This is a genomic window from Tichowtungia aerotolerans, assembly GCF_009905215.1.
Taxonomy (GTDB): Bacteria; Verrucomicrobiota; Kiritimatiellia; order Kiritimatiellales; family Tichowtungiaceae; genus Tichowtungia; species Tichowtungia aerotolerans.
This window is the reverse complement of sequence record NZ_CP047593.1, coordinates 532,743-556,604: the sequence shown is the minus strand read 5'-3', so window position 1 is coordinate 556,604 and position 23,862 is coordinate 532,743. Positions and strand designations below refer to the sequence as shown.

The 23,862-nt window shown below is 53.7% G+C and carries 26 protein-coding genes; 18 read left to right on the top strand and 8 right to left on the bottom strand.

The genetic code is table 11. The features are described 5' to 3' along the window. The first annotated feature begins 22 nt into the window (after positions 1 to 22). A complete protein-coding gene (locus GT409_RS02405) occupies positions 23 to 778 on the top strand; it encodes an outer membrane protein OmpK (protein WP_160626590.1) in 756 nt (251 codons plus the stop codon). Positions 779 to 833: 55 nt separating this feature from the next. Here the strand turns inward: GT409_RS02405 and GT409_RS02400 are convergent, their stop codons facing one another. Beyond that, a complete protein-coding gene (locus GT409_RS02400; protein ID WP_160626588.1) occupies positions 834 to 1,349 on the bottom strand; it encodes an adenine phosphoribosyltransferase in 516 nt (171 codons plus the stop codon). Between the two features lie 179 nt (positions 1,350 to 1,528). Here GT409_RS02400 and GT409_RS02395 point away from each other — a divergent pair, with 179 nt between their 5' ends. The 3 genes from GT409_RS02395 to pabB are packed head-to-tail and all read left to right on the top strand — an operon-like array spanning position 1,529 to position 5,070. Beyond that, positions 1,529 to 2,728 carry a uracil-xanthine permease family protein gene (locus tag GT409_RS02395; RefSeq protein WP_160630031.1) on the top strand — a complete coding sequence of 400 codons (1,200 nt, stop codon included), beginning with the start codon at positions 1,529 to 1,531 and terminating at the stop codon, positions 2,726 to 2,728. A 13-nt stretch (positions 2,729 to 2,741) separates the two neighbouring features. Continuing rightward, positions 2,742 to 3,380: a uracil phosphoribosyltransferase gene (gene upp, locus GT409_RS02390; RefSeq protein ID WP_160626586.1), complete on the top strand. Its 639-nt coding sequence runs from the start codon at positions 2,742 to 2,744 to the stop codon at positions 3,378 to 3,380. Next, positions 3,316 to 5,070 (top strand): aminodeoxychorismate synthase component I, encoded by a 1,755-nt coding sequence (gene pabB, locus GT409_RS02385; protein ID WP_160626584.1) that lies wholly within the window; start codon positions 3,316 to 3,318, stop codon positions 5,068 to 5,070. Before upp ends, pabB begins: the two co-directional genes overlap by 65 nt. On the opposite strand, the gene GT409_RS02380 is transcribed toward pabB, so the two are convergent. Next, complete coding sequence (locus tag GT409_RS02380; protein ID WP_160626582.1) at positions 5,063 to 5,950, bottom strand: LysR substrate-binding domain-containing protein; 888 nt, start codon at positions 5,948 to 5,950, stop codon at positions 5,063 to 5,065. The two genes, pabB and GT409_RS02380, sit on opposite strands and share 8 nt — an antisense overlap. Positions 5,951 to 6,080: 130 nt before the next feature. On the opposite strand from GT409_RS02380, the gene GT409_RS02375 reads away from it, so the two are divergent. The 11 genes from GT409_RS02375 (at position 6,081) to GT409_RS02325 (ending at position 16,710) form a co-directional block, all read left to right on the top strand. Continuing rightward, positions 6,081 to 6,644: a peroxiredoxin gene (locus GT409_RS02375; protein ID WP_160626580.1), complete on the top strand. Its 564-nt coding sequence runs from the start codon at positions 6,081 to 6,083 to the stop codon at positions 6,642 to 6,644. Positions 6,645 to 6,723: 79 nt separating this feature from the next. Further along, positions 6,724 to 8,274, top strand: a complete 1,551-nt coding sequence (gene ahpF / locus GT409_RS02370) for an alkyl hydroperoxide reductase subunit F (protein ID WP_160626578.1) — start codon at positions 6,724 to 6,726, stop codon at positions 8,272 to 8,274. A 54-nt stretch (positions 8,275 to 8,328) separates the two neighbouring features. Next, entirely contained in the window at positions 8,329 to 8,772 is a 444-nt protein-coding gene (locus GT409_RS02365; protein WP_160626576.1) for a transcriptional repressor, read from the top strand. Between the two features lie 80 nt (positions 8,773 to 8,852). Continuing rightward, complete coding sequence (locus GT409_RS02360; protein ID WP_160626574.1) at positions 8,853 to 9,977, top strand: hypothetical protein; 1,125 nt, start codon at positions 8,853 to 8,855, stop codon at positions 9,975 to 9,977. Between the two features lie 2 nt (positions 9,978 to 9,979). Continuing rightward, the gene (locus GT409_RS02355; RefSeq protein ID WP_160626572.1) at positions 9,980 to 10,792 is read left to right on the top strand and encodes a metal ABC transporter solute-binding protein, Zn/Mn family; all 813 of its coding nucleotides are present in this window, start codon (positions 9,980 to 9,982) and stop codon (positions 10,790 to 10,792) included. Continuing rightward, the gene (locus GT409_RS02350) at positions 10,776 to 11,507 is read left to right on the top strand and encodes a metal ABC transporter ATP-binding protein (RefSeq protein ID WP_160626571.1); all 732 of its coding nucleotides are present in this window, start codon (positions 10,776 to 10,778) and stop codon (positions 11,505 to 11,507) included. Before GT409_RS02355 ends, GT409_RS02350 begins: the two co-directional genes overlap by 17 nt. After that, complete coding sequence (locus GT409_RS02345; RefSeq protein ID WP_160626569.1) at positions 11,504 to 12,361, top strand: metal ABC transporter permease; 858 nt, start codon at positions 11,504 to 11,506, stop codon at positions 12,359 to 12,361. Before GT409_RS02350 ends, GT409_RS02345 begins: the two co-directional genes overlap by 4 nt. 246 nt (positions 12,362 to 12,607) lie before the next feature. Next, complete coding sequence (locus tag GT409_RS02340) at positions 12,608 to 13,405, top strand: phosphoribosylformylglycinamidine synthase subunit PurQ (RefSeq protein ID WP_160626568.1); 798 nt, start codon at positions 12,608 to 12,610, stop codon at positions 13,403 to 13,405. 154 nt (positions 13,406 to 13,559) lie between these two features. Continuing rightward, positions 13,560 to 14,660 carry a ketol-acid reductoisomerase gene (gene ilvC / locus GT409_RS02335; protein ID WP_160626566.1) on the top strand — a complete coding sequence of 367 codons (1,101 nt, stop codon included), beginning with the start codon at positions 13,560 to 13,562 and terminating at the stop codon, positions 14,658 to 14,660. 328 nt (positions 14,661 to 14,988) lie between these two features. Next, positions 14,989 to 16,148 (top strand): IS3 family transposase gene (locus GT409_RS02330; protein WP_408647943.1). Its coding sequence is split into 2 segments (ribosomal slippage): positions 14,989 to 15,244 and positions 15,244 to 16,148, totalling 1,161 coding nucleotides; the frame shifts between segments, so codons are not numbered across the junction. Between the two features lie 7 nt (positions 16,149 to 16,155). Beyond that, a complete protein-coding gene (locus GT409_RS02325; protein WP_269844970.1) occupies positions 16,156 to 16,710 on the top strand; it encodes a transposase in 555 nt (184 codons plus the stop codon). A gap of 16 nt (positions 16,711 to 16,726) precedes the next feature. Here GT409_RS02325 and GT409_RS02320 read toward each other — a convergent pair whose 3' ends face one another. The 4 genes from GT409_RS02320 to GT409_RS02305 form a co-directional block, all read right to left on the bottom strand. Further along, a complete protein-coding gene (locus GT409_RS02320) occupies positions 16,727 to 17,155 on the bottom strand; it encodes a hypothetical protein (protein WP_160626562.1) in 429 nt (142 codons plus the stop codon). A gap of 38 nt (positions 17,156 to 17,193) precedes the next feature. Beyond that, complete coding sequence (locus GT409_RS02315) at positions 17,194 to 17,565, bottom strand: YceK/YidQ family lipoprotein (RefSeq protein ID WP_160626560.1); 372 nt, start codon at positions 17,563 to 17,565, stop codon at positions 17,194 to 17,196. A gap of 66 nt (positions 17,566 to 17,631) precedes the next feature. Next, positions 17,632 to 18,183, bottom strand: a complete 552-nt coding sequence (locus GT409_RS02310; RefSeq protein ID WP_160626558.1) for a tetratricopeptide repeat protein — start codon at positions 18,181 to 18,183, stop codon at positions 17,632 to 17,634. 22 nt (positions 18,184 to 18,205) lie between these two features. Continuing rightward, entirely contained in the window at positions 18,206 to 18,790 is a 585-nt protein-coding gene (locus GT409_RS02305; RefSeq protein WP_160626556.1) for a hypothetical protein, read from the bottom strand. Positions 18,791 to 18,945: 155 nt separating this feature from the next. Here GT409_RS02305 and GT409_RS02300 point away from each other — a divergent pair, with 155 nt between their 5' ends. Beyond that, a complete protein-coding gene (locus tag GT409_RS02300) occupies positions 18,946 to 20,253 on the top strand; it encodes an integron integrase (RefSeq protein WP_408647947.1) in 1,308 nt (435 codons plus the stop codon). A gap of 93 nt (positions 20,254 to 20,346) precedes the next feature. Continuing rightward, complete coding sequence (locus GT409_RS02295; protein WP_160626552.1) at positions 20,347 to 21,219, top strand: lipoate--protein ligase family protein; 873 nt, start codon at positions 20,347 to 20,349, stop codon at positions 21,217 to 21,219. Here GT409_RS02295 and eda read toward each other — a convergent pair. Next, a complete protein-coding gene (gene eda, locus GT409_RS02290; protein WP_160626550.1) occupies positions 21,202 to 21,831 on the bottom strand; it encodes a bifunctional 4-hydroxy-2-oxoglutarate aldolase/2-dehydro-3-deoxy-phosphogluconate aldolase in 630 nt (209 codons plus the stop codon). The two genes, GT409_RS02295 and eda, sit on opposite strands and share 18 nt — an antisense overlap. Positions 21,832 to 21,840: 9 nt before the next feature. After that, positions 21,841 to 22,608 carry an IclR family transcriptional regulator gene (locus GT409_RS02285; RefSeq protein WP_160626548.1) on the bottom strand — a complete coding sequence of 256 codons (768 nt, stop codon included), beginning with the start codon at positions 22,606 to 22,608 and terminating at the stop codon, positions 21,841 to 21,843. 146 nt (positions 22,609 to 22,754) lie between these two features. On the opposite strand from GT409_RS02285, the gene GT409_RS02280 reads away from it, so the two are divergent. Continuing rightward, positions 22,755 to 23,861 (top strand): sugar kinase, encoded by a 1,107-nt coding sequence (locus GT409_RS02280; RefSeq protein WP_233231588.1) that lies wholly within the window; start codon positions 22,755 to 22,757, stop codon positions 23,859 to 23,861. Position 23,862 lies beyond the last annotated feature (1 nt).

Here is a 23,862-nt window from a genome sequence, read left to right as displayed (position 1 = left end):
TGAACCCCCTAAGGAGAAGTAAATGAAGAAAAAGGTATTGGCCGGACTGATCGTTGTGCTGGCAGGTGTTGGAATGGCCGGAGATTTCCTGCAATGGCAGGACAACAGCCTGACGTATTTGTACGGAGAGAATTTTAAACTGGATCCGGAAACGCAGCAGACCATCACGTTCGAACACGTGAGCGGCTGGGCTTACGGGGATCTATTCATCTTTGTGGACGGTATTTATTTCAACGGAGAACGCGACAGCGAGCGCAACCGGGCCACATTCTACGGCGAAGTTGCTCCGCGCCTGAGCCTCAGCAAAATCCTCGGCCAGGATCTGTCCGTTCTGTTTATCAAAGACTGGCTGGTGGCCGGATGCTATGAGTTCGGTGAAAACAGCGACGAAAACGTGCTGGTCGGTGCCGGTGTTGATCTCGACATTCCGGGATTCGACTTCTTCCAGCTCAACGTGTACCGCCGCTACAACGATCATGCCGAAGCGCCGGAGTCCTATCAGATCACCCCGGTCTGGAAAATGACCATTCCGGTTGCCGATACCACTGTTGTGTTTGACGGATTCATTGACTGGGTGATTGACGATGCGACCCGCAACCTCCACATCTGTCCGCAGCTGAAATTGGATGTCGGCACGCTGGTCGGGCTGGACGCAAATAAACTCTATGCCGGTATTGAGTATGACTACTGGAAAAACAAATACGGCGTCCGCGACGGTTCGTTCGGTCTGGACACCGATCAGAATACCTTCAGCGGTATTGTGAAATACCACTTCTAACGGACCGGGCTTCCGTTGACGTTAAAAGCCGGCGCAGACCCTGCGCCGGCTTTTTTTAGTAATGCAGAACTGAATGCACCGGCAGGTCGGCCAGTTTTTCCCGGCCTTTCAGGTCGTCGAGTTCCATCAGAAAGTCGATTTCCCGGATCTCCACATCAAAGTGAGCCCGGATAATCTCCACGGTGGCCGCAACCGTGCCGCCGGTGGCCAGCACGTCGTCAATAATCAGGATGCGCTGTCCGTCCTGAAAAGCATCCTGCTGGATTTCCAGAACATTGGATCCGTATTCGAGCAGGTATTCCTGGCGGTGTGTGGCGTGCGGCAGTTTCCCTTCTTTGCGAACCAGCACGGTTCCGGCTCCGAGCGCATAGGCCAGCGCGGCGGCCAGAATGAAGCCGCGGGCCTCAATCCCGACCACGACATCAATTGGAGTGTCCTGGTGCCGGGCCTTCAGACGGTCAATCATTTCCTGGAATGCCGGTCCGTTGGCCAGCATCGGCGTGAAATCCCGAAAAATAATTCCAGGCTTAGGGAAATCCGGTGTGCTTCGAATATAAGATTCAAGGTTCATGATGCAGTTCTCTGGTGTTTAACGAATTCGATAACCTACCGAACGGTTCGGGCTGCCACCACTGAAAAGCGATGGAATTTCAGAGCTCATTTGAATGAAACTGCGGACTTTTCCGGGGGGGCTGGAGTTTGTATATTGGGCGACTATTATTTAATCAGGAGTTGTACATGGGCGAAATGATGTGGCCGAAAAAGGTGGTGCTGGGGATCCAGCATGTGTTTGCGATGTTCGGAGCAACGGTTCTAATGCCGGCTTTGACAGGAATGGATCCCAGCGTGGCGCTGCTTGCGGCCGGCGTCGGAACCTTTATTTTTCATGGCGTCACCGGCGGAATGGTGCCGGTCTTTCTGGGGTCCAGTTTTGCATTTATCGGTGCGATCAAGGCGGTGGCCGGAGACGACGGGAGCGGCCTGCCTCAGGCGCTGGGTGGAGTCATTTGTGCCGGTTTGGTTTATATCCTGCTCTCCGTGGTCGTAAGACTGTGCGGGGTCAAAGTGATTAAACGTCTGTTTCCTGCCGTGGTGACCGGCCCGGTCATTATGGTGATCGGTCTCTCGCTGGCGCCGATCGGCGTCAGCATGGCATCGAGCGACTGGTTGCTTTCTCTGATTTCCATTTTCACCATCATAGCGGTTTCCTGCTTTATGAAAGGCTTCTTCAAGCTGGTGCCGATTCTGATCGGCATCTTTGTCGGCTACACGGTTGCTGCTGTACTCGGTCGGGTTGACTATTCCTCGATGCAAACCGCCGGCAGCCTTTTCATTGGTTCAGAAAACTTCACCTTCCCGGAATTCCAGCTGGGCGCGATTCTTGCCATCATGCCGATTGCCATCGTTTCTGTCATGGAACATGTCGGCGATATCACGACCAACGGAGCGGTGGTCGGAAAGGACTTTTTTGAGAAACCCGGCCTGCACCGCACGCTGCTGGGTGACGGACTTGCAACCATGTGCTCTGCATGCTTCGGCGGTCCGCCGAACACCACCTATTCCGAAAATACCGGCGTGCTGGCGGTCACCGGAAACTATAATCCGGGCATCATTCGCATCGCAGCCGTCTTTGCCATTCTGCTGGGCATTTTTAGTCCGGTCGGCGCGTTTCTCCGTTCCATTCCGGTTGCCGTGATGGGCGGCGTCAGCTTTATCCTTTTTGGAATGATTGCTTCGATCGGAATCCGCACCATTTCCAATGCCCAGTTGAATTTTAACCGCAGTCGTAACCTCATCATTGTCGCTCTGATTCTTGTCTGCGGTTTGGGCGGCGTCAAACTGACCATTGGCGGCATGGTTGTTGAAGGAATCGGTCTTGCGGCTCTGGTCGGCATGGTTGCCAACCTGATTCTTCACATCATCCTTTCGGACGATCCGGATAACGACTAACAGCGAGACAGCCATGAAACGATTTCCGACACTGACCGTATCGAACCACCCTCTCATTCGGCACAAACTGACCTATATTCGCGAGAAAACCACTCCCAAAAAGGTGTTCAAGGAGCTTGTTGACGAAGTCGCTACGCTGCTGGCTTACGAAATCACCCGCTCTCTGCCTCTGCGCGCCGTACAGGTCGATACGCCGCTTCAGAAAACCACCTGCCATGTCATTGACAGCGGGAATGTGGTTCTCGTTCCGTTGCTGCGTGCCGGACTGGGGCTGGTCGACGGGGTGCTGAATCTCATTCCAAACTGCGCAGTGTGCCATATCGGTCTCTATCGCGATCACGACACCCATGATCCGGTGACCTACTATTTCAAGCCCATGCCGCAAGCCTCCGATAAATTCTTTATCATGGTCGATCCCATGCTGGCCACCGGCGGCTCCGCCATCGAGTCGGCCAACCTGCTCAAGGAAAACGGCGCCGAAAACATACGCTTTATGTGTCTTGTCGCCGCGCCCGAAGGGGTTGAGGCATTCGCCGCGGCGCATCCCGACGTCGAAATTTATGCGGCTGCGCTCGATGAAGGGCTCAATGACGACGCCTACATCCTGCCCGGCCTCGGGGACGCCGGCGATCGACTGTTTGGAACCCGCTGAGTTTATGCAGCTCATCATCCAGCGCGGAAACGACTGGTTGGCCTTTCGTGAGCCGGTTGAGATCCTGAGGGCCCGCACGCGGGATGAAGTGTTCCAATGCTTGGAAAAAATTGAAAAGAGCCGTTGCTGGGCTGCCGGGTTTGTGACGTATGAGGCCGCAGGTGTCCTGGACGAGGCGCACCGGACTCATGCGCCGGGCGAGCTGCCGTTGATGTGTTTCGGCCTGTATGAAACCGTACAGAAGATCCACGCCCCGGAGTCGGACGGAACCTATCAGCTCGGGACGTGGTCCCCGTCGGTGACGCGCGATGAATATGTCGATGCGATTGCAAGAATCAAAGAGCACATTGCGGCGGGCGACAGCTACCAGGTGAACTATACCTTTCGGCTGAACGCAGCGTTTGACGGAGATCCGTTTGCCTTCTTCTGCGATCTGGCCGCCGCGCAGCAGGGTGGTTTCGGGGCGTATATTGAAGCGGATGACTTTACGATCTGTTCCGCTTCGCCGGAGCTTTTTTTTGAACTGCATTCCGGAATGATCCGCGCCCGGCCGATGAAAGGAACCCGTTCGCGCGGGCTGACGGTGGAGCAGGACCGTGCCGCTGCGCATGATTTGCAGGAGGCGGACAAGGATCGCGCCGAAAACATTATGATTGTCGATATGATCCGCAATGATATCGGCCGTATTGCTGTGCCCGGTTCTGTTCACACCGAAAGCCGGTTCGATGTGGAGAAATATCCGACCGTTTGGCAGATGACCTCGACGGTCAGCGGCGAGACTCGGGCCCGGATTTCCAATGTCTGGAAAAATCTATTTCCGTGCGCTTCGATCACCGGTGCGCCCAAAGCCAGGACCATGGAGATTATCCAGGCTTTGGAAAAGAGCCCTCGCGGGGTGTACACCGGTGCGGTTGGTTTTGTGGCTCCGGACGGGTCGGCACAGTTTAACGTGGCGATCCGCACGGCGGTGATCGACCGCTCTGCCGGAACGGCGGAGTACGGAATCGGCGGCGGAATTGTCTGGGACTCGGATCCGGATTCCGAATATGACGAAGCCTTATCCAAGGCGGCGATTCTGACCCGGCAGGTGCCGGATTTCCAATGTTTGGAAACCATGCTGTGGGAAAATGGGGGAGTTTTTCTGCTGCAGCGGCATCTGACGCGGCTGCAGAACACTGCGGAATATTTTGATTTTCAATGGGACCCGGCGATAGAAAGAGAGCTGGAGCAGATGGCTTTTGATCGTCCAGTGATGATTCGGCTGCTCCTGAGAAAAGATGGTTCGCATGAGTTCCAGACCTTGGAAATTCCGCCCGCGGCGGGTGAGGTTCGGCTGGCTCTCGCGAAGACTCCGGTCGACTTACAGAATGTGTTTCTGTATCACAAGACGACGCACCGCTCGGTCTATGAAAAGGCAAAGAACGATTTCCCGGAGGCCGATGACGTGCTGCTTTATAACGAACGCGGTGAGGTGACGGAGAGTTGTATTGCCAATATTGTTGTAGAACTCGACGGTCGCAAGGTGACGCCGCCGGTTTCCTGCGGCCTTCTGGCCGGAACCTTTCGCGATGAACTGCTGCTGCGCGGGGACATTGAAGAGGGCCTGGTGGCCCTTGAGGATTTAAAGCGGGCAGATACCATCTTCCTGATCAATTCGGTGCGCAAGTGGCGACCGGCGGTTCTTATCTGATTCGGCTTTTGTGTTCGCGGGAAAGGTCGTCGACCAGCTCGTGCATCAGGTCCTGCCGGACACTGGATTTACGCCAGAACAGGGCGATGGTTCGCTCGGGCGCGTCTCCTTTCAGTTTCAGATAGTGCAGGTGCGGGTTGCGTCGGGCGACGCATTCCGGAATGAGGGAGACGGCGCGCCCCATCGAAATCATCTGCAGCAGTGTTTCCATGGAGGATGCGCGGAAGTTGAGTACTTCTCCGATGCCGGCTGTCGAACAGTAGTCGAGTGCCTGCCCGCGCAGGCAGTGGCCTTCTTCGAGAAGCAGAAGACGTTCGTTGGTCAGTTTGTCCGCATCGATCGTTTTGCGCTTTGCCAGCGGATGGTGCGGGGAAACTCCTAAGAGAAATTTTTCGGAAAAGACGGTGCCGTGTTCGAGTTCTGCATGTTCTTCCGGCAGTGCCAGAAACGCTGCGTCGAGCCGGCCCGACTTGAGGCGTTCGATCAGGATGTGTGTTTTCTCTTCTACCAGATTGATCTGCAGGTCGGGGTAGGCTTCAACGAAGTGGTCGATAATCTTGGGCAGGTAGTAGGGGGCCAGCGTAGGGAAGGCTCCAATGGAAATCTGCCCCGAGTACGGGTCGTGCCAGATGGATGCGAATTTTTCGATTTCCTCCACCTGTTGTGTAATCAGTCGGGCCCGTTTGAGGATCTCGAGGCCGGCGGGCGTAAAGATGAATTCTTTATGTCCGCGTTCGAGCAGCTGGATCCCAAGCTCTTCTTCGACCTTCCGGATCTGAATGCTCAGGGCGGGCTGGCTGACATGACATGCTTTCGCTGCGCGATGAAATCCACCGTGCTTTTCCAGTGCCAGCAGATAGTCAAAGGATCGCAAGTTCATGCCGGAATGATTGATAAAAATTAATTATCAATCCAGTAAAATCTATAAATTTTACAAAATGCAAGGAGTGCGGCATCTTGGACCCATCGAAAGCGAAAAAGACCAGGACCAATACAAAGGAGAAATCAAAATGGTTAAAGTAGGACAGGAAGTGCCCGAATTTAAAATGGCGGCGTATCACAACAACGAAATCACAGAACTCAAACTTTCAGATTACAAAGGCAAATGGGTGGTTGTGGTGTTCTATCCCGCGGACTTCACCTTTGTCTGTCCGACTGAACTTGAAGAAGTCGCGGATCTTTATGCTGAATTCCAGGCCGCCGGTGCCGAAGTGATTTCGGTCAGTACGGATACCGCATTCGTTCACAAAGCATGGCACGATGCATCGACAGCGATTGCCAAAGTGGATTACCCGATGGGCGCGGATCCGAGCGGTGAAGTCAGTCGTCTCTTCGGAGTTTATATCGATACAGAAGGCGTGGCGCTGCGCGGTACCTTCATCATCGATCCCGACGGCGTTTTGAAGACGGCTGAAACGCACGATCTGGGAATCGGCCGCAGTGCCGCGGAAGCGCTTCGCAAGCTCAATGCAGCCAAGTTTGTTTACGAACACGGTGATCAGGTCTGTCCTGCCAACTGGAATCCCGGCAGTGACACATTGACTCCCGGACTTGATCTCGTCGGAAAAATCTAGTCTCACCTCAACTCCACTCCTGAAAGCCCTCCCGCCCGTCTCGGGCGGGAGGCACCTTTTTTAAATACAGAGAAATGCCATGCTTGATCAGGCCACCCAAACCCAACTGAAATCTGTTTTTGCGACTTTGGAATCGGATTACAATATTGTTGTTGAAGCCGAAAATCATCCGGCCCAAGCGGACCTGATTACTTTGCTGAATGATGTGGCTGCAACCGCAGATCAGATTCAGGTTGTTGAAAACAACGCCGAGGGACTGCGTTTTACAATCGAACGGGATGGAACGCCTCTGCCGATTGTCATTCGAGGCCTTCCGGGCGGCCATGAGTTTACAACACTGATTCTGGCGATTCTCAATGCCGACGGCAAAGGCAAGCTGCCGGACGATGGGATTCAGAAGCGAATTAAAGCGCTGAAGGGGCCGGTGCGGCTGACCAGCTATGTTTCAACGAGCTGTGTCAACTGTCCGGATGTAGTTCAGGCACTGAATCAGATGGCGTTGATCCATCCCGACTTCCATCATGAAATGGTGGAGGGGACCCATTTCCAGGAGGAAATCTCTGCCCGCAAAATTCAGGGGGTTCCTGCGGTGTTTGCCGGCGACAAACTGATTCATGCCGGGAAGGCGGATCTGACGGATTTGCTGGATAAGCTGGAAGCGCACTACGGTGCCGCGGAAGCAGAGTCGGCTGATGTGAAAGAGTATGACGTGGCGGTGATCGGTGGAGGACCGGCCGGCGCGGCGGCGGCCATCTACACCGCCCGCAAAGGACTCAAGACCGCAATTATTGCCGAACGAATCGGCGGGCAGGTCAATGAAACCAAGGGAATTGAGAACATGATTTCAATTCCATACACCGAAGGGCCGCAGCTGGCTGCCGATCTGTTTAAGCATATTGACGCATACCCCATCGAAATTCTAGAGCATCGACGGGTTCAGAGGATTGAAAACGGCGACCGCAAGACACTGCATATTAAAGGCGGGGAAGTCATTACGACTGGCGCCCTGATTCTGGCGACCGGAGCCAAATGGCGCCAGCTCGGCATTCCGGGTGAGAAGGAAAATATCGGCCGAGGGGTCGCTTTCTGCCCGCATTGTGATGGTCCGTTCTATAAAGATAAACCGGTCGTTGTGGTTGGCGGCGGCAATTCCGGGGTGGAGGCTGCAATTGATTTGGCCGGTATCTGTTCGCAGGTCACATTGGTGGAGTTTTCGGATCAGCTGAACGCGGACAACGTGCTGATCGATAGACTCTATTCGCTGGACAATGCGACGATCCATTTGAATGCCGCGGCATCAAAAGTCCTCGACAACGGCGATAAAGTTTCCGGCATGGAGTTTGAAAACCGCGTGTCCGGTGAAACGGAAACGGTGCAGGCCGCCGGCATCTTTGTGCAGATCGGGCTGGTTCCCAACAGCGCACCGTTTGCGGATCTGGTCGAGCTGAACGAGCGGGGCGAGATTGTTGTGGACGATCGCTGCCGGACCTCGAAGCCCGGAATTTATGCCGCCGGCGATCTGACTCAGGTTCCTTATAAGCAGATTATCATCGCCATGGGGGAGGGCGCCAAGGCGGGGCTCAGCGTATTTGAGGAATTTGCCCGCGGAACCATTCAGGCCCTTTCCTGATTGAGCAAACCGTTTTGATTCGTAAACCGCGCAGGGTCGTGGTACCAAATCCGTATGCGAAAAAAGTCGGATGTTCAGGCCATTCTGAAACGGGCGGAAGCCTATTGCATGGAGCAGGGGCTGCGGTTTACCGACGGCCGTGCGGTGGTGCTTCGCGAAGTCGTGCGGCAGCGGACGCCGGTGAAAGCGTATGATGTACTTCAGACCATTTCAGCCGATAAGGCCCGGCCGATGCCGCCGGTGGTATATCGCGCGCTGGATTTCTGGACGTCGCACGGGTTTCTGCACCGCATTGAAAGCCTGAATGCCTATACGGCCTGCACTCATCCGGGCTGCGGACACGACTGCCAGATTTTTGTCTGTTCTAAATGCGGACGGGTCTCGGAAATCTGTGATGAAAAACTGATAGAAAAGATCGGTCATAAGGCGGAGTCACTGGGCTTTCGCATTGAACACCTGAGCGTTGAAGCGACGGGCAGCTGCCCGGACTGTCGCTGATCACCTGTTTTTAACATGAGTGTTTGACTTCTGTTTTAACTGTTATATTATAACATAACAATTAAGACGGGGAAGGACCGATGGACAGACGGATATTTTTGATGCTGATTGGGGGGCTGACCTTGACCGGGTTTGCGGAGGAGCATTGTCACCAGCATGAGCAGAACGCTCCGTATGTGACGGTGTACACGGATGTGCGGGTTTATGGGGAGCAGGTGTATGAAGCCGATGACTCAGGCGAGGAGATTTTCGACCTCAAAACGCACGCGCATGTGGGCATCGAATTTTCACCGATTGACAATTTGTTTATTCGCAGCTCGCTGAAACTGGAACAGAAGCATTCGCACGATCATGACGGCGGCGGGGCCGCTCCGGATGGAAAGGATGTGTATTTTGAAAATCACATTCTGAAGTTTGAGGAGCTTAAACTGGTTTATGCGCCGGGTGCATGGGAGGTGTTCGGCGGAAAATTCAATCCGACCGTCGGTCTGGATCAGCATGATATCCCCGGATGGTACGGATACGAAATCGAAGAGGAATACAGTATTCTCGGTCGTCTCGGTGCCGGAGCCGCCTACACGGCGGATGCCGGAACATTCGGAAGTCATCGACTGGAAGTGTCCGGGTTCTGTCGGGATACAACCGTATTGAACCAGACGGTGATTAACAGCGGCGGCGAACCGGATCGTAAAGAGGAGGGCGGCGTTGCCAATACGCACGACTTTTCGTCCTGGGCGGTTTCGCTGTCCGGCGATCCGCTGTATGCGGCGCTGGGCGATACGCTCCATCAGTTGAGCTATGTATTGGCATACGCCCGGCAGGATGCCGGATACGATGCCGAAGCCGACCACGCAGACGAAGAACGCGGGGTGATCGGCGGTGTCTATACGGCAACGCTCACGGAAAACCTGCAGCTCAAAGGAGTCGGCGAATTTAAAAACATTCGCAACAACCATACGCATGGCGATGATGATCTGCGGATCAGTACCGCCGGTCTGGAGCTGTCCTGGCAAGGGTGGGAGTTCGGGGGCAGTTATTCGGTTCTGGATCACACGGAGGAGCCGGACGGGGAACACATTCAGGGATCACTCGGCTATGTCTGGCCCTGCGGGTTCGGCATTTCCGGAGGTTGGAAACTTTCAGAAGAAGAAGGCGAACAGCAAAAGAGCATCGGTCTGATGCTCAGTTACCACGGACATTTTTAATCATGAAAAAAAATCTGTTTACAGTCATCGTTGGAATCTCACTGTCGGCGCAGGCGGCCGAGCTGAACGTATGGTGCGGCATCCCGCCGCTCGTCTCTGTGGTTCGCTCGGTTGGCGGCGAGCGCGTGGAGGTGGGCAGCCTGATGGATGACCGCCAGGATCCGCACACGTGGTCGCCGACACCGAAAGCTGTTGCCGGGGTTCGGGATGCGGATCTGTTTTTTGTTGTCGGACTGCCGTATGAACAGACCGTTTCGCAGAAACTGACCGGAATGAATTCCGGGCTGCGCGTTGTCAACGCGGCGGCCGAACTCGATGCGGCTTCCGATCCGCACATCTGGCTTTCGCTGTCGAATCTGTCAGCCATGGCTGATGTCGTTGAGCGGTCGCTGGCACAGACCGACCCGGCAGGTGCAGAGATCTACCGGCAGAACTGCGCGGCGTATCAGCAGACGCTCACAGAAAAGGATGCGCAATTGAAACAGAAGCTGAACCCGCTGCAGGGGCGCACGTTTTATGTCTACCATCCGGTGTTCGGCTATTTTTCACAGGAGTACGGCCTGAAGCAGGGGGTGGTTGAGCTGGATGGAAAATCGCCGTCTCCGAAAGATCTGCTGGGACTGGTGAACCGGGCGCGGGAAGAACAGGTTCGCGTCGTCTTTGTTCAGCCGCAGTTCAGTTCGCGGCCGGCGCAAATCATTGCAGACCGGATCGGCGGAACCGTAGTTCCACTGAATCCGTTGCAGGAAGATCCGGTTGCCGTGATCGAAGAGGCAGCGACAGCTTTAGAGGAGACCTATGCGAACCGGCCGTGAAACCGAACATATTGATACGGCCCCGGCCTTGCGGGCAGATGGGGTTTCGTTTGCCTATCATCCGCAGGTGCCGGTTCTGGAATCTGTTTCGCTGACGGTTCCGCCGGCATCGCTGACCTGCATCATCGGTCCGAACGGCGGCGGCAAGTCCACGTTTCTTCGGCTGGCGCTCGGACTGCTTGAGTTTCAGCAGGGCGCGCTGTCCGTTTTCGGCGCGCCGCCGCACCGGGCCTGCAGCCGGATCGGGTATGTGCCGCAGCAGTTGAAAGTCCGTCCGGATTTCCCGATCCGCGTAAAAGATGTTGTGCGGATGGGCGGGTTCGGGCGGCGGCTGTCGGCGCTCTCGGATGCCACGGGCCGGGCAATCAGCCAGGCCGGTCTCCAGGGGGTGGAAAACAGGTCTTTTTCCGAGCTCTCAGGCGGGCAGCGGCAGCGCGTGCTGATTGCCCGTGCGCTGGTCGGTGAACCGGGACTGCTGGTGCTCGACGAACCGGCATCCGGTATTGATCCGGCGTTTGAGCGGCAGCTGCGCGAGCTGCTGTATCGCCTGAAACAGACGATTGCTGTTGTGGTTGTTTCGCATGACCTGACCTTTATCGGCCCGCAAACCGATCAGGTTGTTTTTATTGACCGAACCGCTCGGGTCCTGTCACCGGACCGAATTGATCTCAACCTGATTGGTCAGTTGTATCACCGGCCGGAGTCTGCACAATGACTGAACTGATTCATCAACTGTTTGTACCGTCCGGTATTCTGTTTTATCCGCTGCTGATTGGGCTGCTCGGAAGTATCTCGTTTGGGATCATCGGCAGCTATACGGTGGTGCGGCACGTCAGCTATGCCGCGCACGGAATCTCCCATGCCGTTTTGCTGGGAATCGGCGGAACCCTGTTTTTGAACCATTTTTTCGGATGGAGCTTTTCGCCGGTCGCCGGAGCGGTTCTGGTTGCATTGGCGGCGGCGTGGATTATTGGATCTTCCACCCTGTACGCTTCGCACCGGGCCGACTCTGTGATCAGCGCCGTCATGGTGATGGGCATGTCCGGCGGTCTGCTGTTTCTGGCGAAGACGCCCGGCTATTTTGAGCCGATGAGCGTGCTGTTCGGCGATATTCTGCTCGTCAGTCGATCCGATGCCGGGCTGGTCGGGGTGTTCAATCTGCTGGTGATTCTGACCGGTGTCGTTTTCTATAGGCGCCTGCAGATGATCTGTTTTGATGAAGAATTTGCGCGGTTGCGCGGTATTCGGGTTGAATTCTGGTTTGTGCTGCTGCTCTCGATGGTGGCGATAACGATTGTCACGATGATGCAGGTGATTGGAATCGTGCTGGTGATCGCGCTGCTGACGCTGCCGGTGATGACCGCTCTGCGGTTTATGAACCGCTTATGGCACGTCATGCTGTTGTCCTCAGCGATCTGTGCTGTCTGTGTACTGGCAGGGCTGGCTTTGAGTTATCAGCTCGATCTGCCGAGCGGCCCGGTCATTGTTTTGCTGGCCGGAGCGGGATATCTGGTCAGTCTGTGCTGCACGGCCTGTTCCAAAGGCATGCCGGCCGGCAGACATCATTAGAGAGCTGTTCGCAACAGCGGAATGGTTTGACGGCTGTGTGGAGGAGCGTTTGACAGATTACTCCGGGAGCGTTGCTTCCCTGCTGCTGTATGTTTTTTCAGGGTTCGTGCAAACCTCCGTGCTGCGATTCCGGGTTGAATGGTCCCCTGTGCCTTATCGCAGGTCGGTCAGGTCGGCCTGCGCAAAACATTCGCAAAAATAAGCGTTCAATCGTGCGGCTTTTTCTGTTTTACTCGGTGGCCTGTTATGAAACCAAAAATTTTGATTATTACCGGATATGGAGTGAACTGCGAAGCGGAGTCGGCCCACGCATGGGAGCTGGCAGGCGCTGAGGCCGTACAGGTTCACATTAACGACCTGATCGATCAGCCCGAACAGATGCGCGATTTCCAGGGCATGATGTTCATCGGCGGCTTTTCTTACGGCGACCACATGACCAGCGGCCATGTGTTTGCCTTGCGCGTCAAACACCATCTGCGCACAGAGCTTCAGAAGTTTATCGATGACGAAAAAATCATCATGGGCGTCTGCAACGGGTTCCAGACCATGACCAAGATCGGTCTGCTGCCGGGGTTTGATAACGAATATTTTGAGCCGAAAGTGGCGCTCATGCAGAACGACTGCGGTCATTTCCAGAATTTCTGGGTGAACCTGAAGTTTGAAACCGGTTCTCCGTGTATCTTCACGAAGGGGCTCTCCCAGATGCCGATGCCGATTCGCCACGGCGAAGGAAAAATTTTCACTACCGAAGCATCCGTCATCGAAAAAATTGAACAACTCGGCTGTGCAGCCGTTCGCTATGCGGACGAAGCCGGAGATCCAGCCATGGATTTCCCGGCCAACCCGAACGGATCGCTCAACGCGATCGCCGGACTGTGCGACCCGACCGGTCGTATCTTCGGCATGATGCCGCATCCCGAGGCCTATCTTTTCCCCGAAAACCACCCCAACTGGGACAAACAGAAACTCGACGGTACTCTTCCTTCCCAGGGGCTGGGACTCAAACTTTTTGAGAACGGCGTGAAGTTTCTGATGCAGAAATAAACAGGCGTCCCGTCTGTTTTCCGGTCATCGGCTCTTTACGTCTCAGGCAGGCGGAAGCCTGTTCTGCTTTTTAGGATTTTCCAAACCTTGGAAAATCCGGCCCTGGATGGTTCCAGGGTTTGGAACGGAGCAGTACAGAAAGAAGGAGATAGGTATGGCAGTCATTGACTTCGGCGGCACCAAAGAAACCGTCGTAATGCGCAAAGAGTTCACTCTGGCGAAAGCCCGCAAAACCCTTAAAAAGGAAACCATCGCCATCATCGGTTACGGCGTGCAGGGGCCTGCCCAGGCACTCAACCTGCGCGATAACGGCTTCAATGTGATTGTCGGCCAGTCCAAAAAATTCATGACGGACTGGAACCGCGCGAAAAGAGACGGCTTCAAGCCCGGCGAGACCCTGTTTGAAATTGAAGAGGCCGTTCAGAAGGGAACCATTATTCAGTATCTGTTGTCCGACGCCGCGCAGAAAGCCTGCTGGCCGATGATCAAAAAGAATCTCAGCGCTGGAGATGCGCTGTATTTCAGTCATGGATTTTCGATTGTGTACAACGACCTGACCAAAGTGGTTCCGCCGGAAGATGTCGACGTGATTATGGTTGCGCCGAAAGGCTCCGGACTCAACGTACGTCGCAACTTCCTGAGCGGCGCGGGGATCAACTCCAGCTTTGCCGTGTATCAGGATGCCACCGGCCGGGCCGAAGAGCGCTGTATGGCGATCGGAATCGGAATCGGTTCCGGCTACCTGTTTCCGACCACCTTTGAAAAAGAGGTGACATCCGACCTCGTCGGGGAGCGCGGAATCCTGATGGGCGCACTGGCCGGCGTGATGGAAGCGCAGTACGACGTGCTCCGCAAAAACGGTCACAGCCCGTCTGAAGCCTTCAACGAAACCGTTGAAGAACTGACCCAGAGCCTGATTCGTCTCGTCGATGAAAAGGGCATGGACTGGATGTTCTCCAACTGTTCCGCCACCGCCCAGCGCGGCGCACTCGATTGGGCTCCGAAGTTTAAGAAAGCCACGATGCCGGTTTTCAGGGACCTTTACAAAGCAGTCAAAACCAAGGACGAGGCAAAACGTGTTCTGCGCATCTGCGGCGCCAAAAACTACAAGGAGCGTCTGGATAAAGAGCTTAAAGCGATCCACGACTCCGAGATGTGGCAGGCCGGAGCCGCTTCGCGCGCTCTGCGCCCAAAAGGTAAAAAGAAAGAAATCGCCAAAGGCACCAAGGGGGTCGGCGGGCGCGCCGGCAATTAAAGTTCGATACGGCGATTTTGGCGCATGTGTGTCGGGCCGGAAGGTGAGCCGTGTCCGGAGGTCGTTACTTTGCTTCGCAAAATGATGTCGCTTTGCGAACGAGGTGGATTTCCGCAGTGTCACCTTCCGGTTTTTGCATCTGCATCCTTCTTATCATGCGCATGCCTTGTTGTCAGCAGCCGTAAAGGCTATTGGAAGCTGGCGCGCACGCATGGGGATGGGAAACGACTGGCTCGCGGAGCAAGGGTTAATTGACGTTCACCCCGAAAACTGGACCAGTTGATACTTTAGGATTCGGCTTCGTTTAACCTCATGATAAGGAGGACGAATGAAGCGGAAGAGATACACAGAGGAACAGATCGTATATGCCCTGAAGCAGGCGGAGAACGGCGAGAAGATAGCCGAACTATGCCGGTCGATGGGAGTCAGTGAGGCCACGTTTTACAACTGGCGCAAGAAGTACAAGGGGCTTGGAGTAAGCGAGGTGCGGGAGTTACGCATGTTACGTGATGAAAACCGCAAGTTGAAGCAGCTCGTAGCCGACCTGAGTCTGGACAAGCACATCTTGCAGGAGGTCATTGCAAAAAAGCTCTGAAGCCTGCACGGAAGCGCGAACTGGCCGAGGGGGCATGTGATGCATACGGACTCTCGGGCCGCCGGGCGTGCGGGCTTTTTGAGTTAAGCCGGACCACCTTTTTCTACAAAGCGAAGCCTCGGGACGATGAGGCGCTTCGTCTGCGGATTAAGGAACTGGCCGCTAAACGTGTCCGGTTCGGTTACCGGCGCATTCATGTTCTGTTGCGCCGGGAAGGATGGGAGATTAATCACAAAAGAGTCTATCGGGTCTACATGGAGGAAAACCTTGCCGTTCGCACGAAACCCCGTAAAAAGTTGGCGAACCGGCCTCGTGTTCCTCTTGAGCAGGCTGCCGGGCCCAACGAGCAATGGAGTATGGACTTTGTGATGGATCGCACCGAGGACGGGCGTCACTTCAGGATACTGACGGTAGTCGATAACTTTAGTCGGGAATGCCTGGCGCTATATGCTGACCGATCCATCACCGGTGAAAAGGTCGCGTCTTGTCTGAACGGAGTGGCTAATCAACGCGGTTATCCCAAAAGCATTCGTGTGGACAACGGAAGCGAGTTTTACTCCAGGTCGATGGATGCCTGGACATATCATCATGAGGTCGCCATGGAGTTTATCCGACCGGGTAAGCCGACCGAAAATGGATACATCGAAAGCTTCAACGGAAAGTTGAGGGATGAATGTTTGAATGTGGAGCTTTTCTTCGGAGTGGACGATGCCCGTGATAAACTCGCAGCATGGAAAAAAGATTACAATGAGCAGCGACCGCATAAGTCGCTTGATAACAAGACTCCGACGGAATATATAGGTGCGTGGATGGAGGCGTCCGCGCTTCCCTCCCTCCTCCGGAGGAGGGAGGGAACCCAAAGAACACAGCAACTATTAGAAGCCGTATTTTAGAGGCTCAGTGGTCCAATCGACGGGGGCAGGTCATTATCACGGAGAACTCTCACTACAAACCGTCCAGTTTTATGGGCTCAGGTCAATTACAATTTACGCATTGGGTGCGATCATTGGAGATATAAGCAGGTTCAGAAATCCCAAAAAGCTTGTTGCTTATATCGGACTTCAGCCGGGAGTCAACCGCAGCGGCGTAACTGATCATAGCGGAGGGATCAAGCATACTGGCCGCAAAGACCTGCGAGCCTTGCTTGTCCAAGCCGCCCACGCCATTCTGCGGATGGCCCCGGACTCAAACGCCCTTGCCCGCTGGGGACGCGCCATGATCTACCGCAAAAACCGGAATGTCGCAGCGATTGCCGTCGCCCGAAAATTGACGGTCTATATCTGGTATCTACTCAGGGGCTTCTTTACTCCGCTAGATAACCTGACGACCTCTTTCCGAACCAAACTGCAAAAGCTAGCCATCGAAATCGGCACGGCCACGCGACGGGAAATGGGCTACACCTCCATCAAGGATTTTATACTGAAAAAGGAAGAGATATTACTGACAGGTAGTTGACAAACCACATGCCGGCTTAATGGTGGTTGGATTCCTTTTTTATGAACAGTTCTTTTGCAGGGCCGACGATACATAGTGCCAGAATAGCTCCGCCTAAGAACATATCTAGCTCGCTGAACAAAGCCTCCCATCCTGTCTGAACACACCATTTATCCAATGGTCGTATTAGAATGCTTACTAGCAATGCCCCAAGATAAATATAACGGGAACGTGATGAAAATCTGAACATGCCGATAAATCCCACAACCGCCGTACCCAGCAGGACAATGAGAAATGCCAATAACAAAATTAGTAGTGGGAGAGATTGGGTTGGGGTCTTTGGCTCGAGATCCCTAACAATCGAGGGCACAACAGATGCGTCTAAAAAGTATGATGTCATCGCGGCCACGCCGACAACGAAATATCCAACGAGCAACCATCTGAATTGAGTTTTGTTTATTTTCATATTTTAAATCCAACGTCTGAAAGGAGCCGACTCGGGGATTAATTGTTGCCCTCATCGGCGGGCGTTGTCCGAGTCGGCTCACTTGACTGGTTCGATTTGTTTTCATTTTTTTCATACCTACTTTTTTTGATCACATCCGCAGGTAAAAACAATGTGTCGGCTATAACCGAAAAAGGTAAGTCGCAAAATATTATAGGTGTCGCCCAGTAGTTTGGCTCTGGAAATAAAAATGTTCCTCCAGAGCATGAGTCATGAATTAAGGATGCATCTAGTCGCGTTGATGGATAAACCCCAACAGGCTTAGGGTCATAAAAGCGTTCACCGATCATTTCCATTGCACAACCAGATAAGGTCATAGCGATACAGCATACGCATGTTCGCCAGATATTGGTTGTTAATATTTTTTTCATTTTATGCAATCGAACGTCTCAAAGCAGCGTTCGGCGGCGGAGTCGCCGATAAGCTGACTTTGCTGGTTAGGGTTTGTTTCTGTTCATTAGCGTCATAAATTCAGGATGAATCTTTTGTCCTAAATCAACGGCTTTGTTCAAATTTTCCCACGCATTTTTCCATTCCTCTTTAGATGCGTAGTAGTTGGCAAAGCTCAAATATGCTTCTCCGCACTCAGGGTTAATCTTTAACGCTTGATTTAACATCTGAAGTGCCTCTTTTTCCTCTCCCTTTTGGAGTAAGGCGTATCCCAGATTCGCATAGGTATACTCGTAACTTTGATCGTATTTTAGAGTCATCCGATAGTATTTGACGGCATCGTCGAGTTTTCCTTGGACGCTATAGACGTATGCGATGCCATAATAGGCTTGGGCATTTTCTTTGTCATGACGAACAGCCATCTGGAACCGTCGTAAAGCAGTTTCGTAGTCCCCTTGATTAAAATACTGCCAACCCAACTCAACGGCAGTAGGGGAATGCTGTTTCATGTCTTCAGAGCCCAATGGGTCTTCTTTGCCGCAGGAAGATGAAATTATCGCGATAAAGGATAATGTTACGATGGTTTTGAGTGTTTTCATTTATTTTCCCTAACGACCAGCATCACTCTGAGCCGCCGGAGGCGGTAATAGAGTGTGTGCTCTGGTTCGATTTTGGTTTTTGGTAAAGTGATATACACGGTGTAATAATTCCGAAGTCGTCAAACTCAAATTGTACCTGAGCCATAGCTGAAACCAATGGTCTGAATTCCGGATGTTGGCGAGGGTCGGGAATCGTCCAGTTAATTTGATAAGTAACACTCTCCTCGGGGTTCAAAAAGTGATCTCCATGCAGCTGGTGGTGGATGTCTATTTCTGTGGATTCTGCGAGTGCCTGTATAACAAGATCGGTTTCAATGCTTGGTAGTGCACAACAAAACCCACTGCTAGGAATGTGAGGAATCCCATTAGTCAGCTCAATATAGCTATACATGACAGAGATTGTTGTGCGTGGAAGAGTTACTCCGCCCTCCATTTTCAATCCGGCGGGGACCGGAAGGCGACTATCACCTGTGTTTTTAACAGAAATCAAAAAAGTGTTGGTTTTCCCGAATTCAAAATATGGAGAGAGCGGATACATGATTATTTCTTGTTCTGCGACAACCAACGCAGGAATTGCCAGAAGCAGTGCTGTTAATATTGATTTCATATTTTTGAACAGTGGATTAGGTCGCATTGTTTGCGACCTATTTTTTCTTTAAACAAGTATTGTTTGTGTGATAGGTAGCTTACGTGTCTGACTTTTTTATTAAAAGAAAAATGACGAGGAAAGAATCCGTATTTTGGGGTCGTTATGCTGATTCAGTGAATAAACACGGCCTTTCGGGATATGCGGCGGAATGGACGGTGCATCGTGCTCAGCAGTTTGTATATGGTCTTGAAGGGCGCAAATTGCGTAACGTAGATGCGACCTATCTCGATCAGTACCTGAATGTGTTAGGTCGCAATGACTCTCTGCAGGACTGGCAGATGATTCAGGCGATCAACGCATTAAAAATTCTACTGGTTGATGTAGTTAGTCTGGATTGGGCGGTGACGTACGACTGGGATGAGAGGCTGAGCGCCTGCCGCGATCTGGAGCCGACACATCCGACTCTGGCCAGAGAAGCACCACTGATGCGTGATGTTCATAGGCAGGAAGCGTGTGCATTGACTCCGGCGGCCGAGGCGCAGCTCGAACGAATCAAAGAGGTGGTTCGGACGCGTGCGATGTCGATTCGCACAGAGCAGACGTATGTGGAATGGGCGCGACGTTTTGTGGACTATTGCGGAGGGACTTTTCCTGAGGGACCGGCGAAAGTGCGGGATTTTCTGGAGTATCTGGCTCTTGTGCGCAAGGTCGCTCCGTCAACACAGTCCCAGGCGCTGAATGCACTGGTTTTCCTTTACGGTCAAGTGCTGAAGGTGGAGCTGGGTGATTTGGGGGAATATCGGCGTCCGGCCCGGAAACGGCGGCTGCCGGTGGTATTGTCGCCGGGTGAGGTGCAGTTGTTGCTGGCGGCTATGAGTGGGCGCAATAAATTAATGGCGTCTCTCCTTTACGGAGCCGGAATGCGTCTGATGGAATGTATTCGGTTGCGGGTACAGAATATTGATTTCGACAACGGATATATTCTTGTGGTTGACGGGAAGGGAGGAAAAGACCGGCGGGTTCCGTTGCCGGTAAAGCTGGTTCCTGAGTTGAAGGCGCATTTGACCGCGATGAAAGCGCAGCATGACGCGGACTTGACGGCAGGATTTGGAGAGGTCTTTCTTCCGGAAAGTTTGGCGCGGAAGTATCCAAATGCTTCAAAAGAGTGGATTTGGCAGTATGTTTTCCCGGCAGCCCGGCTCAGTACGGATCCGCGGAGCGGTCGGCGCAGGCGGCATCATGTCAGTGAGAAGAATTTACAGAAAGTGGTTAAGTCCAGTGCGGTTAAGGCGGGGATTCCCAAGCGGGTGACCTGTCACACGCTGCGTCACAGTTTTGCGACCCATTTGCTGGCTCGCGGCTCTGATATCCGTACGGTTCAGGAACTCCTGGGTCATGCGGATGTGTCGACTACAATGATTTACACCCATGTGCTGAATCGGTCCGGAGTTTCCGGGCAAAGCCCGCTCGATACGCTGTAGAAAAGTTTTGCTGGGCGGAAAGGCAAGTTGATAGGTTATTCCAATGATCCGCTTTTCCATCATTCCAATATTCCGCAACCCGAAGGGATTGCCATGCTGATTGTTCAATCCCGGAGCACGGATGTGTATCGCAATCTGGCCATGGAAGAGTGGCTGCTCGACCATGCTCCGGAACTGCCGCTCCTGTATCTGTATGTCAATGACCCGTGTGTGGTAATCGGCAAGAATCAGAATCCGTGGCGCGAGTGCCGTCTGTCTTTAATGGAGAAAGAGGGCGTATTGCTGGCGCGTCGGATTTCCGGCGGCGGCGCGGTGTATCACGATTCCGGCAACCTGAATGTGAGTGTGATGGTGGACCGCACGGAATACGTGGAGCGGAAGCAGTACGACCTGATTTTCCAAACATTGGAAACAATGGCGGCGCTGCACAATTTGTCCATTCTCGGAAAGAATTCGCTCGGCATTGATGGCCTGAAATTTTCCGGGCAGGCGTTTTGTCACCGGCGCGGGCGGAGTCTGCACCACGGGACAATTCTGGTGAATGCGGACCTGAAACGGCTGGGCCGCTATCTCGGGCCGGAGGTTGAAGGGATTGAAACCAGGGCGGTTGCATCGGTTCCGGCGAAGGTGGCGAATCTTTCAGAATACGCTCCGGAGTTGACGGTGAAAAAGCTTTCTGATGCGTTGATTGAAAAATTTCAGGAAATGTATGGGAGTTGTGGGGTGCCGGAGTGTTGGAGTGATGTCGAAATTGAAAAAAACTGTGCCGCAACGCAGTTGCTTCCAATCATTGGAAAAATATCTTCCAATGATTGGAAACTGGGGCACACGCCGCGGTTTTTTTTCCATCCGCCTTCGCCGGACGGCTTCCGCGAGACAGGGGGGGTGGAAGTGCAAAAAGGCCGGGTGGTCGGACTGGACGGAGCGCCCTTGTTTGCCGAGTGGTTGTCAGCCCGCCAGCTGTGACGCAGCCTTCGCTTTGGTTGCGATTGCGTTCCAGTCCGCGTTACGGATTTCTGCGGGAGAAGCAATCCATGAGCCGCCGATGGCGGTGATCAGCGGGTCCGACAGATAGTGAACCAGGTTGTTTTCATTGATTCCTCCCAGCGGGATGAATTTTAAACCCAGATAGCTGTAAGGGGCAGCCATGCTGCGGAGATGAGGAAGTCCTCCGGAGGTTTCTGCGGGGAAAAACTTCATCAGTCGGCAGTCGTATTCGAGTGCGGTTTCGATGTCGCTGGGAGTGACAATGCCCGGGGCGAAGAAAAGGCCTTCATCCTGAGCCGCCTGCAGTACTGCGCGGTTTGTGCCCGGCGAGACGGCGAAGGCGGCTCCGTTGTTTTTTGCTTCACGAACCTGGTCGGGACGGATGACGGTGCCGACGCCGGCGAGCATTTCGGGGACTTCGCTGACGATTCGAGCCAGGCTTTCCATGGCCTGCGGTGTGCGCAGGGTGAGCTCCATGGCGCAGATGCCGTTATCTAAGAGGGTTTGGGCGAGCGGTACGGCATTTTCGGCCGAGTCGATGGTGAGAACCGCGATAATTTTAGCGTCGGCGATCTTTTCCTGGAGGGTCATAGCAATCCTTTATTTGGGTTGAAGTTTCTTCTCGATGATACGAGCTTGTTCAATCAGATCCTTTCCGGCGGCTTGTGCGTCTTCCGGACTGTGCCGCAGGGTGGGGAATTGAATGACCAGCGAAGCGACCGGTCGGTTTCCAATCATGATGGGTGCGGCAATGGCCATGACAGTTTCTTCGAATTCCCCCGGGTTGAAGGCATAGCCGTTCGCGCGTGTTTCGCTGATGATTCTACGGAGGGTTGTTTCGTCCTCAATGGTCCTGGAGGTGTACTTTTCGTAGGTGGCGTTTTTAATGTAGGTCTCAATGGTTTTTTCCGGCAGGAACGCCAGAATGGCGCGGCCGGCCGCCGTGGTGTGGAGGGCGAAATCCGGTTCCGGTTCGATCTGTATGCTCATGATGTGGTTTGAGCTGATGTGTTTGATGAAAATGACCGTGTTTTCCTTCTGGAATCCCAGCAGAACATTTTCATTGAACTGATCATGCAGTTTTTTCATCGATTCATCGGCGCAGGGGATCAGCTGGTGGATCAGGCCTTCCCCGCTGCCGTGAAACAGCTCCATGGTCATAGGAGAAATGAAGAAACGCCGGTTCAGCGGGTCGCGCAGCACCACGCCGGCGCTGAGCAATGTATTGAGATAGAGCGTAACATTGGAGGCCGGCAGACCGAGTTCCCGTGCGATCTCAGCCAGTTTCATGCCTTCCGGATGGCTGGCAATGTCTTGCAGGATACGGATTCCCTTTAGGAATGATGGCAGAATTCGTGCTTTTTTCAAAATAACCCTCTCTTGTCTCTTGCAATGACGAATGCCATAATATATACAATATGCATTCTATCAAATATAATATATCTGTTTTTGACGGGCCGTCTGTTTCGTTGCGGCTCAACTTAAAATAAGATTTAAGCAAGAGGAAATTTAGGATGTCAGCAGGAATAAAAACAGGAAAAGTTGTTACTTTTGGCGAGGTGATGTGTCGTTTTTGTCCGCCGGATCATCTTTGTTTTGAGCAGGTTGCACCCGGTCCGTGGGAAATGACGTTTGGTGGAGCGGAAAGCAGCGTGGCGGCATCCATCGCCCGCTTCGGCGGCAGTTCGGAGTTCGTTACGGCGCTGCCGGAACATGCCGTTGCCACGTCATGTATTCGTCAGTTGAAATCGTTCGGCGTTGCTACGGATCACATTCACCGGAGCAGCTCTTCCCGGATGGGAACCTATTTTGTAGAGCGGGGTGCCAACCAGCGCGCCAGCCAGGTGATTTATGATCGGATTCCCAGTGCGTTCTCTGAAATTGGCCCGGAGCAGTTTGACTGGACGGAAATTTTTGACGGCGCCTCCTGGTTCCATACCACCGGGATCACGCTTGCTCTTTCGGAAGGAGCGGCCCGGGCGGCCATCTGCGCGGCCCGGGCGGCGAAAGAGGCGGGGGCAACTGTTTCTGTGGATTTGAATTTCCGGGGAAAACTATGGAACTGGAAGCCCGGGTTTTCCGCGGAGGAGCTGGCCCAGGAAGTGATGCCGCAAATCATGGAGTATACGGATGTGGTGATCGGCAATGAGGAAGATGCCCATAAAACCCTCGGGATCCAGGCGGCGGGTACCGATGTGAACTCCGGAACGCTCAACCTCGATGGGTTTGTTTCGGTATCGGAGACGATTATGCAGCGTTTTCCAAACATTGGAAAAGTGGCGACCACTCTGCGCGAAAGTATTTCTGCGTCGCACAATAACTGGGGGGCTGTTCTGCTGGAACGTGATGCGGACCCGGTCCTTTCGCCTCTCCGGGACGGAACCTATACGCCTTATGAAATCCGGGATATTGTTGACCGGGTCGGCGGTGGAGATGCGTTCGCCGGAGCGCTTATTTATGCCCTGAACTCCGGTGAGTTCCTGTGCGCGCAGGATGCTCTCGACTTTGCGGTTGCGGCCTCCTGTCTTGCGCATTCAATCAGTGGCGATTTTAATTTTGCGACCCGTTCGAGCGTGGAGCAGCTGGTGAGCGGGGATGCCTCCGGCCGGGTGAAGCGGTGAC

What these genes read in the sequence shown, in the direction of transcription:
- ahpF (WP_160626578.1), top strand. Translation starts at nt 6,724, where the DNA reads ATGCTTGATCAGGCCACCCAAACCCAACTGAAATCTGTTTTTGCGACT.
- GT409_RS02345 (WP_160626569.1), top strand. Translation starts at nt 11,504, where the DNA reads ATGACTGAACTGATTCATCAACTGTTTGTACCGTCCGGTATTCTGTTT.
- GT409_RS02405 (WP_160626590.1), top strand. Translation starts at nt 23, where the DNA reads ATGAAGAAAAAGGTATTGGCCGGACTGATCGTTGTGCTGGCAGGTGTT.
- GT409_RS02310 (WP_160626558.1), bottom strand. Translation starts at nt 18,183, where the DNA reads ATGAAAACACTCAAAACCATCGTAACATTATCCTTTATCGCGATAATT.
- GT409_RS02305 (WP_160626556.1), bottom strand. Translation starts at nt 18,790, where the DNA reads ATGAAATCAATATTAACAGCACTGCTTCTGGCAATTCCTGCGTTGGTT.
- GT409_RS02375 (WP_160626580.1), top strand. Translation starts at nt 6,081, where the DNA reads ATGGTTAAAGTAGGACAGGAAGTGCCCGAATTTAAAATGGCGGCGTAT.
- GT409_RS02280 (WP_233231588.1), top strand. Translation starts at nt 22,755, where the DNA reads ATGTCAGCAGGAATAAAAACAGGAAAAGTTGTTACTTTTGGCGAGGTG.
- GT409_RS02380 (WP_160626582.1), bottom strand. Translation starts at nt 5,950, where the DNA reads ATGAACTTGCGATCCTTTGACTATCTGCTGGCACTGGAAAAGCACGGT.
- GT409_RS02340 (WP_160626568.1), top strand. Translation starts at nt 12,608, where the DNA reads ATGAAACCAAAAATTTTGATTATTACCGGATATGGAGTGAACTGCGAA.
- upp (WP_160626586.1), top strand. Translation starts at nt 2,742, where the DNA reads ATGAAACGATTTCCGACACTGACCGTATCGAACCACCCTCTCATTCGG.
- GT409_RS02365 (WP_160626576.1), top strand. Translation starts at nt 8,329, where the DNA reads ATGCGAAAAAAGTCGGATGTTCAGGCCATTCTGAAACGGGCGGAAGCC.
- GT409_RS02355 (WP_160626572.1), top strand. Translation starts at nt 9,980, where the DNA reads ATGAAAAAAAATCTGTTTACAGTCATCGTTGGAATCTCACTGTCGGCG.
- pabB (WP_160626584.1), top strand. Translation starts at nt 3,316, where the DNA reads ATGACGACGCCTACATCCTGCCCGGCCTCGGGGACGCCGGCGATCGAC.
- GT409_RS02295 (WP_160626552.1), top strand. Translation starts at nt 20,347, where the DNA reads ATGCTGATTGTTCAATCCCGGAGCACGGATGTGTATCGCAATCTGGCC.
- ilvC (WP_160626566.1), top strand. Translation starts at nt 13,560, where the DNA reads ATGGCAGTCATTGACTTCGGCGGCACCAAAGAAACCGTCGTAATGCGC.
- GT409_RS02395 (WP_160630031.1), top strand. Translation starts at nt 1,529, where the DNA reads ATGTGGCCGAAAAAGGTGGTGCTGGGGATCCAGCATGTGTTTGCGATG.
- GT409_RS02320 (WP_160626562.1), bottom strand. Translation starts at nt 17,155, where the DNA reads ATGAAAATAAACAAAACTCAATTCAGATGGTTGCTCGTTGGATATTTC.
- GT409_RS02315 (WP_160626560.1), bottom strand. Translation starts at nt 17,565, where the DNA reads ATGAAAAAAATATTAACAACCAATATCTGGCGAACATGCGTATGCTGT.
- eda (WP_160626550.1), bottom strand. Translation starts at nt 21,831, where the DNA reads ATGACCCTCCAGGAAAAGATCGCCGACGCTAAAATTATCGCGGTTCTC.
- GT409_RS02350 (WP_160626571.1), top strand. Translation starts at nt 10,776, where the DNA reads ATGCGAACCGGCCGTGAAACCGAACATATTGATACGGCCCCGGCCTTG.
- GT409_RS02360 (WP_160626574.1), top strand. Translation starts at nt 8,853, where the DNA reads ATGGACAGACGGATATTTTTGATGCTGATTGGGGGGCTGACCTTGACC.
- GT409_RS02400 (WP_160626588.1), bottom strand. Translation starts at nt 1,349, where the DNA reads ATGAACCTTGAATCTTATATTCGAAGCACACCGGATTTCCCTAAGCCT.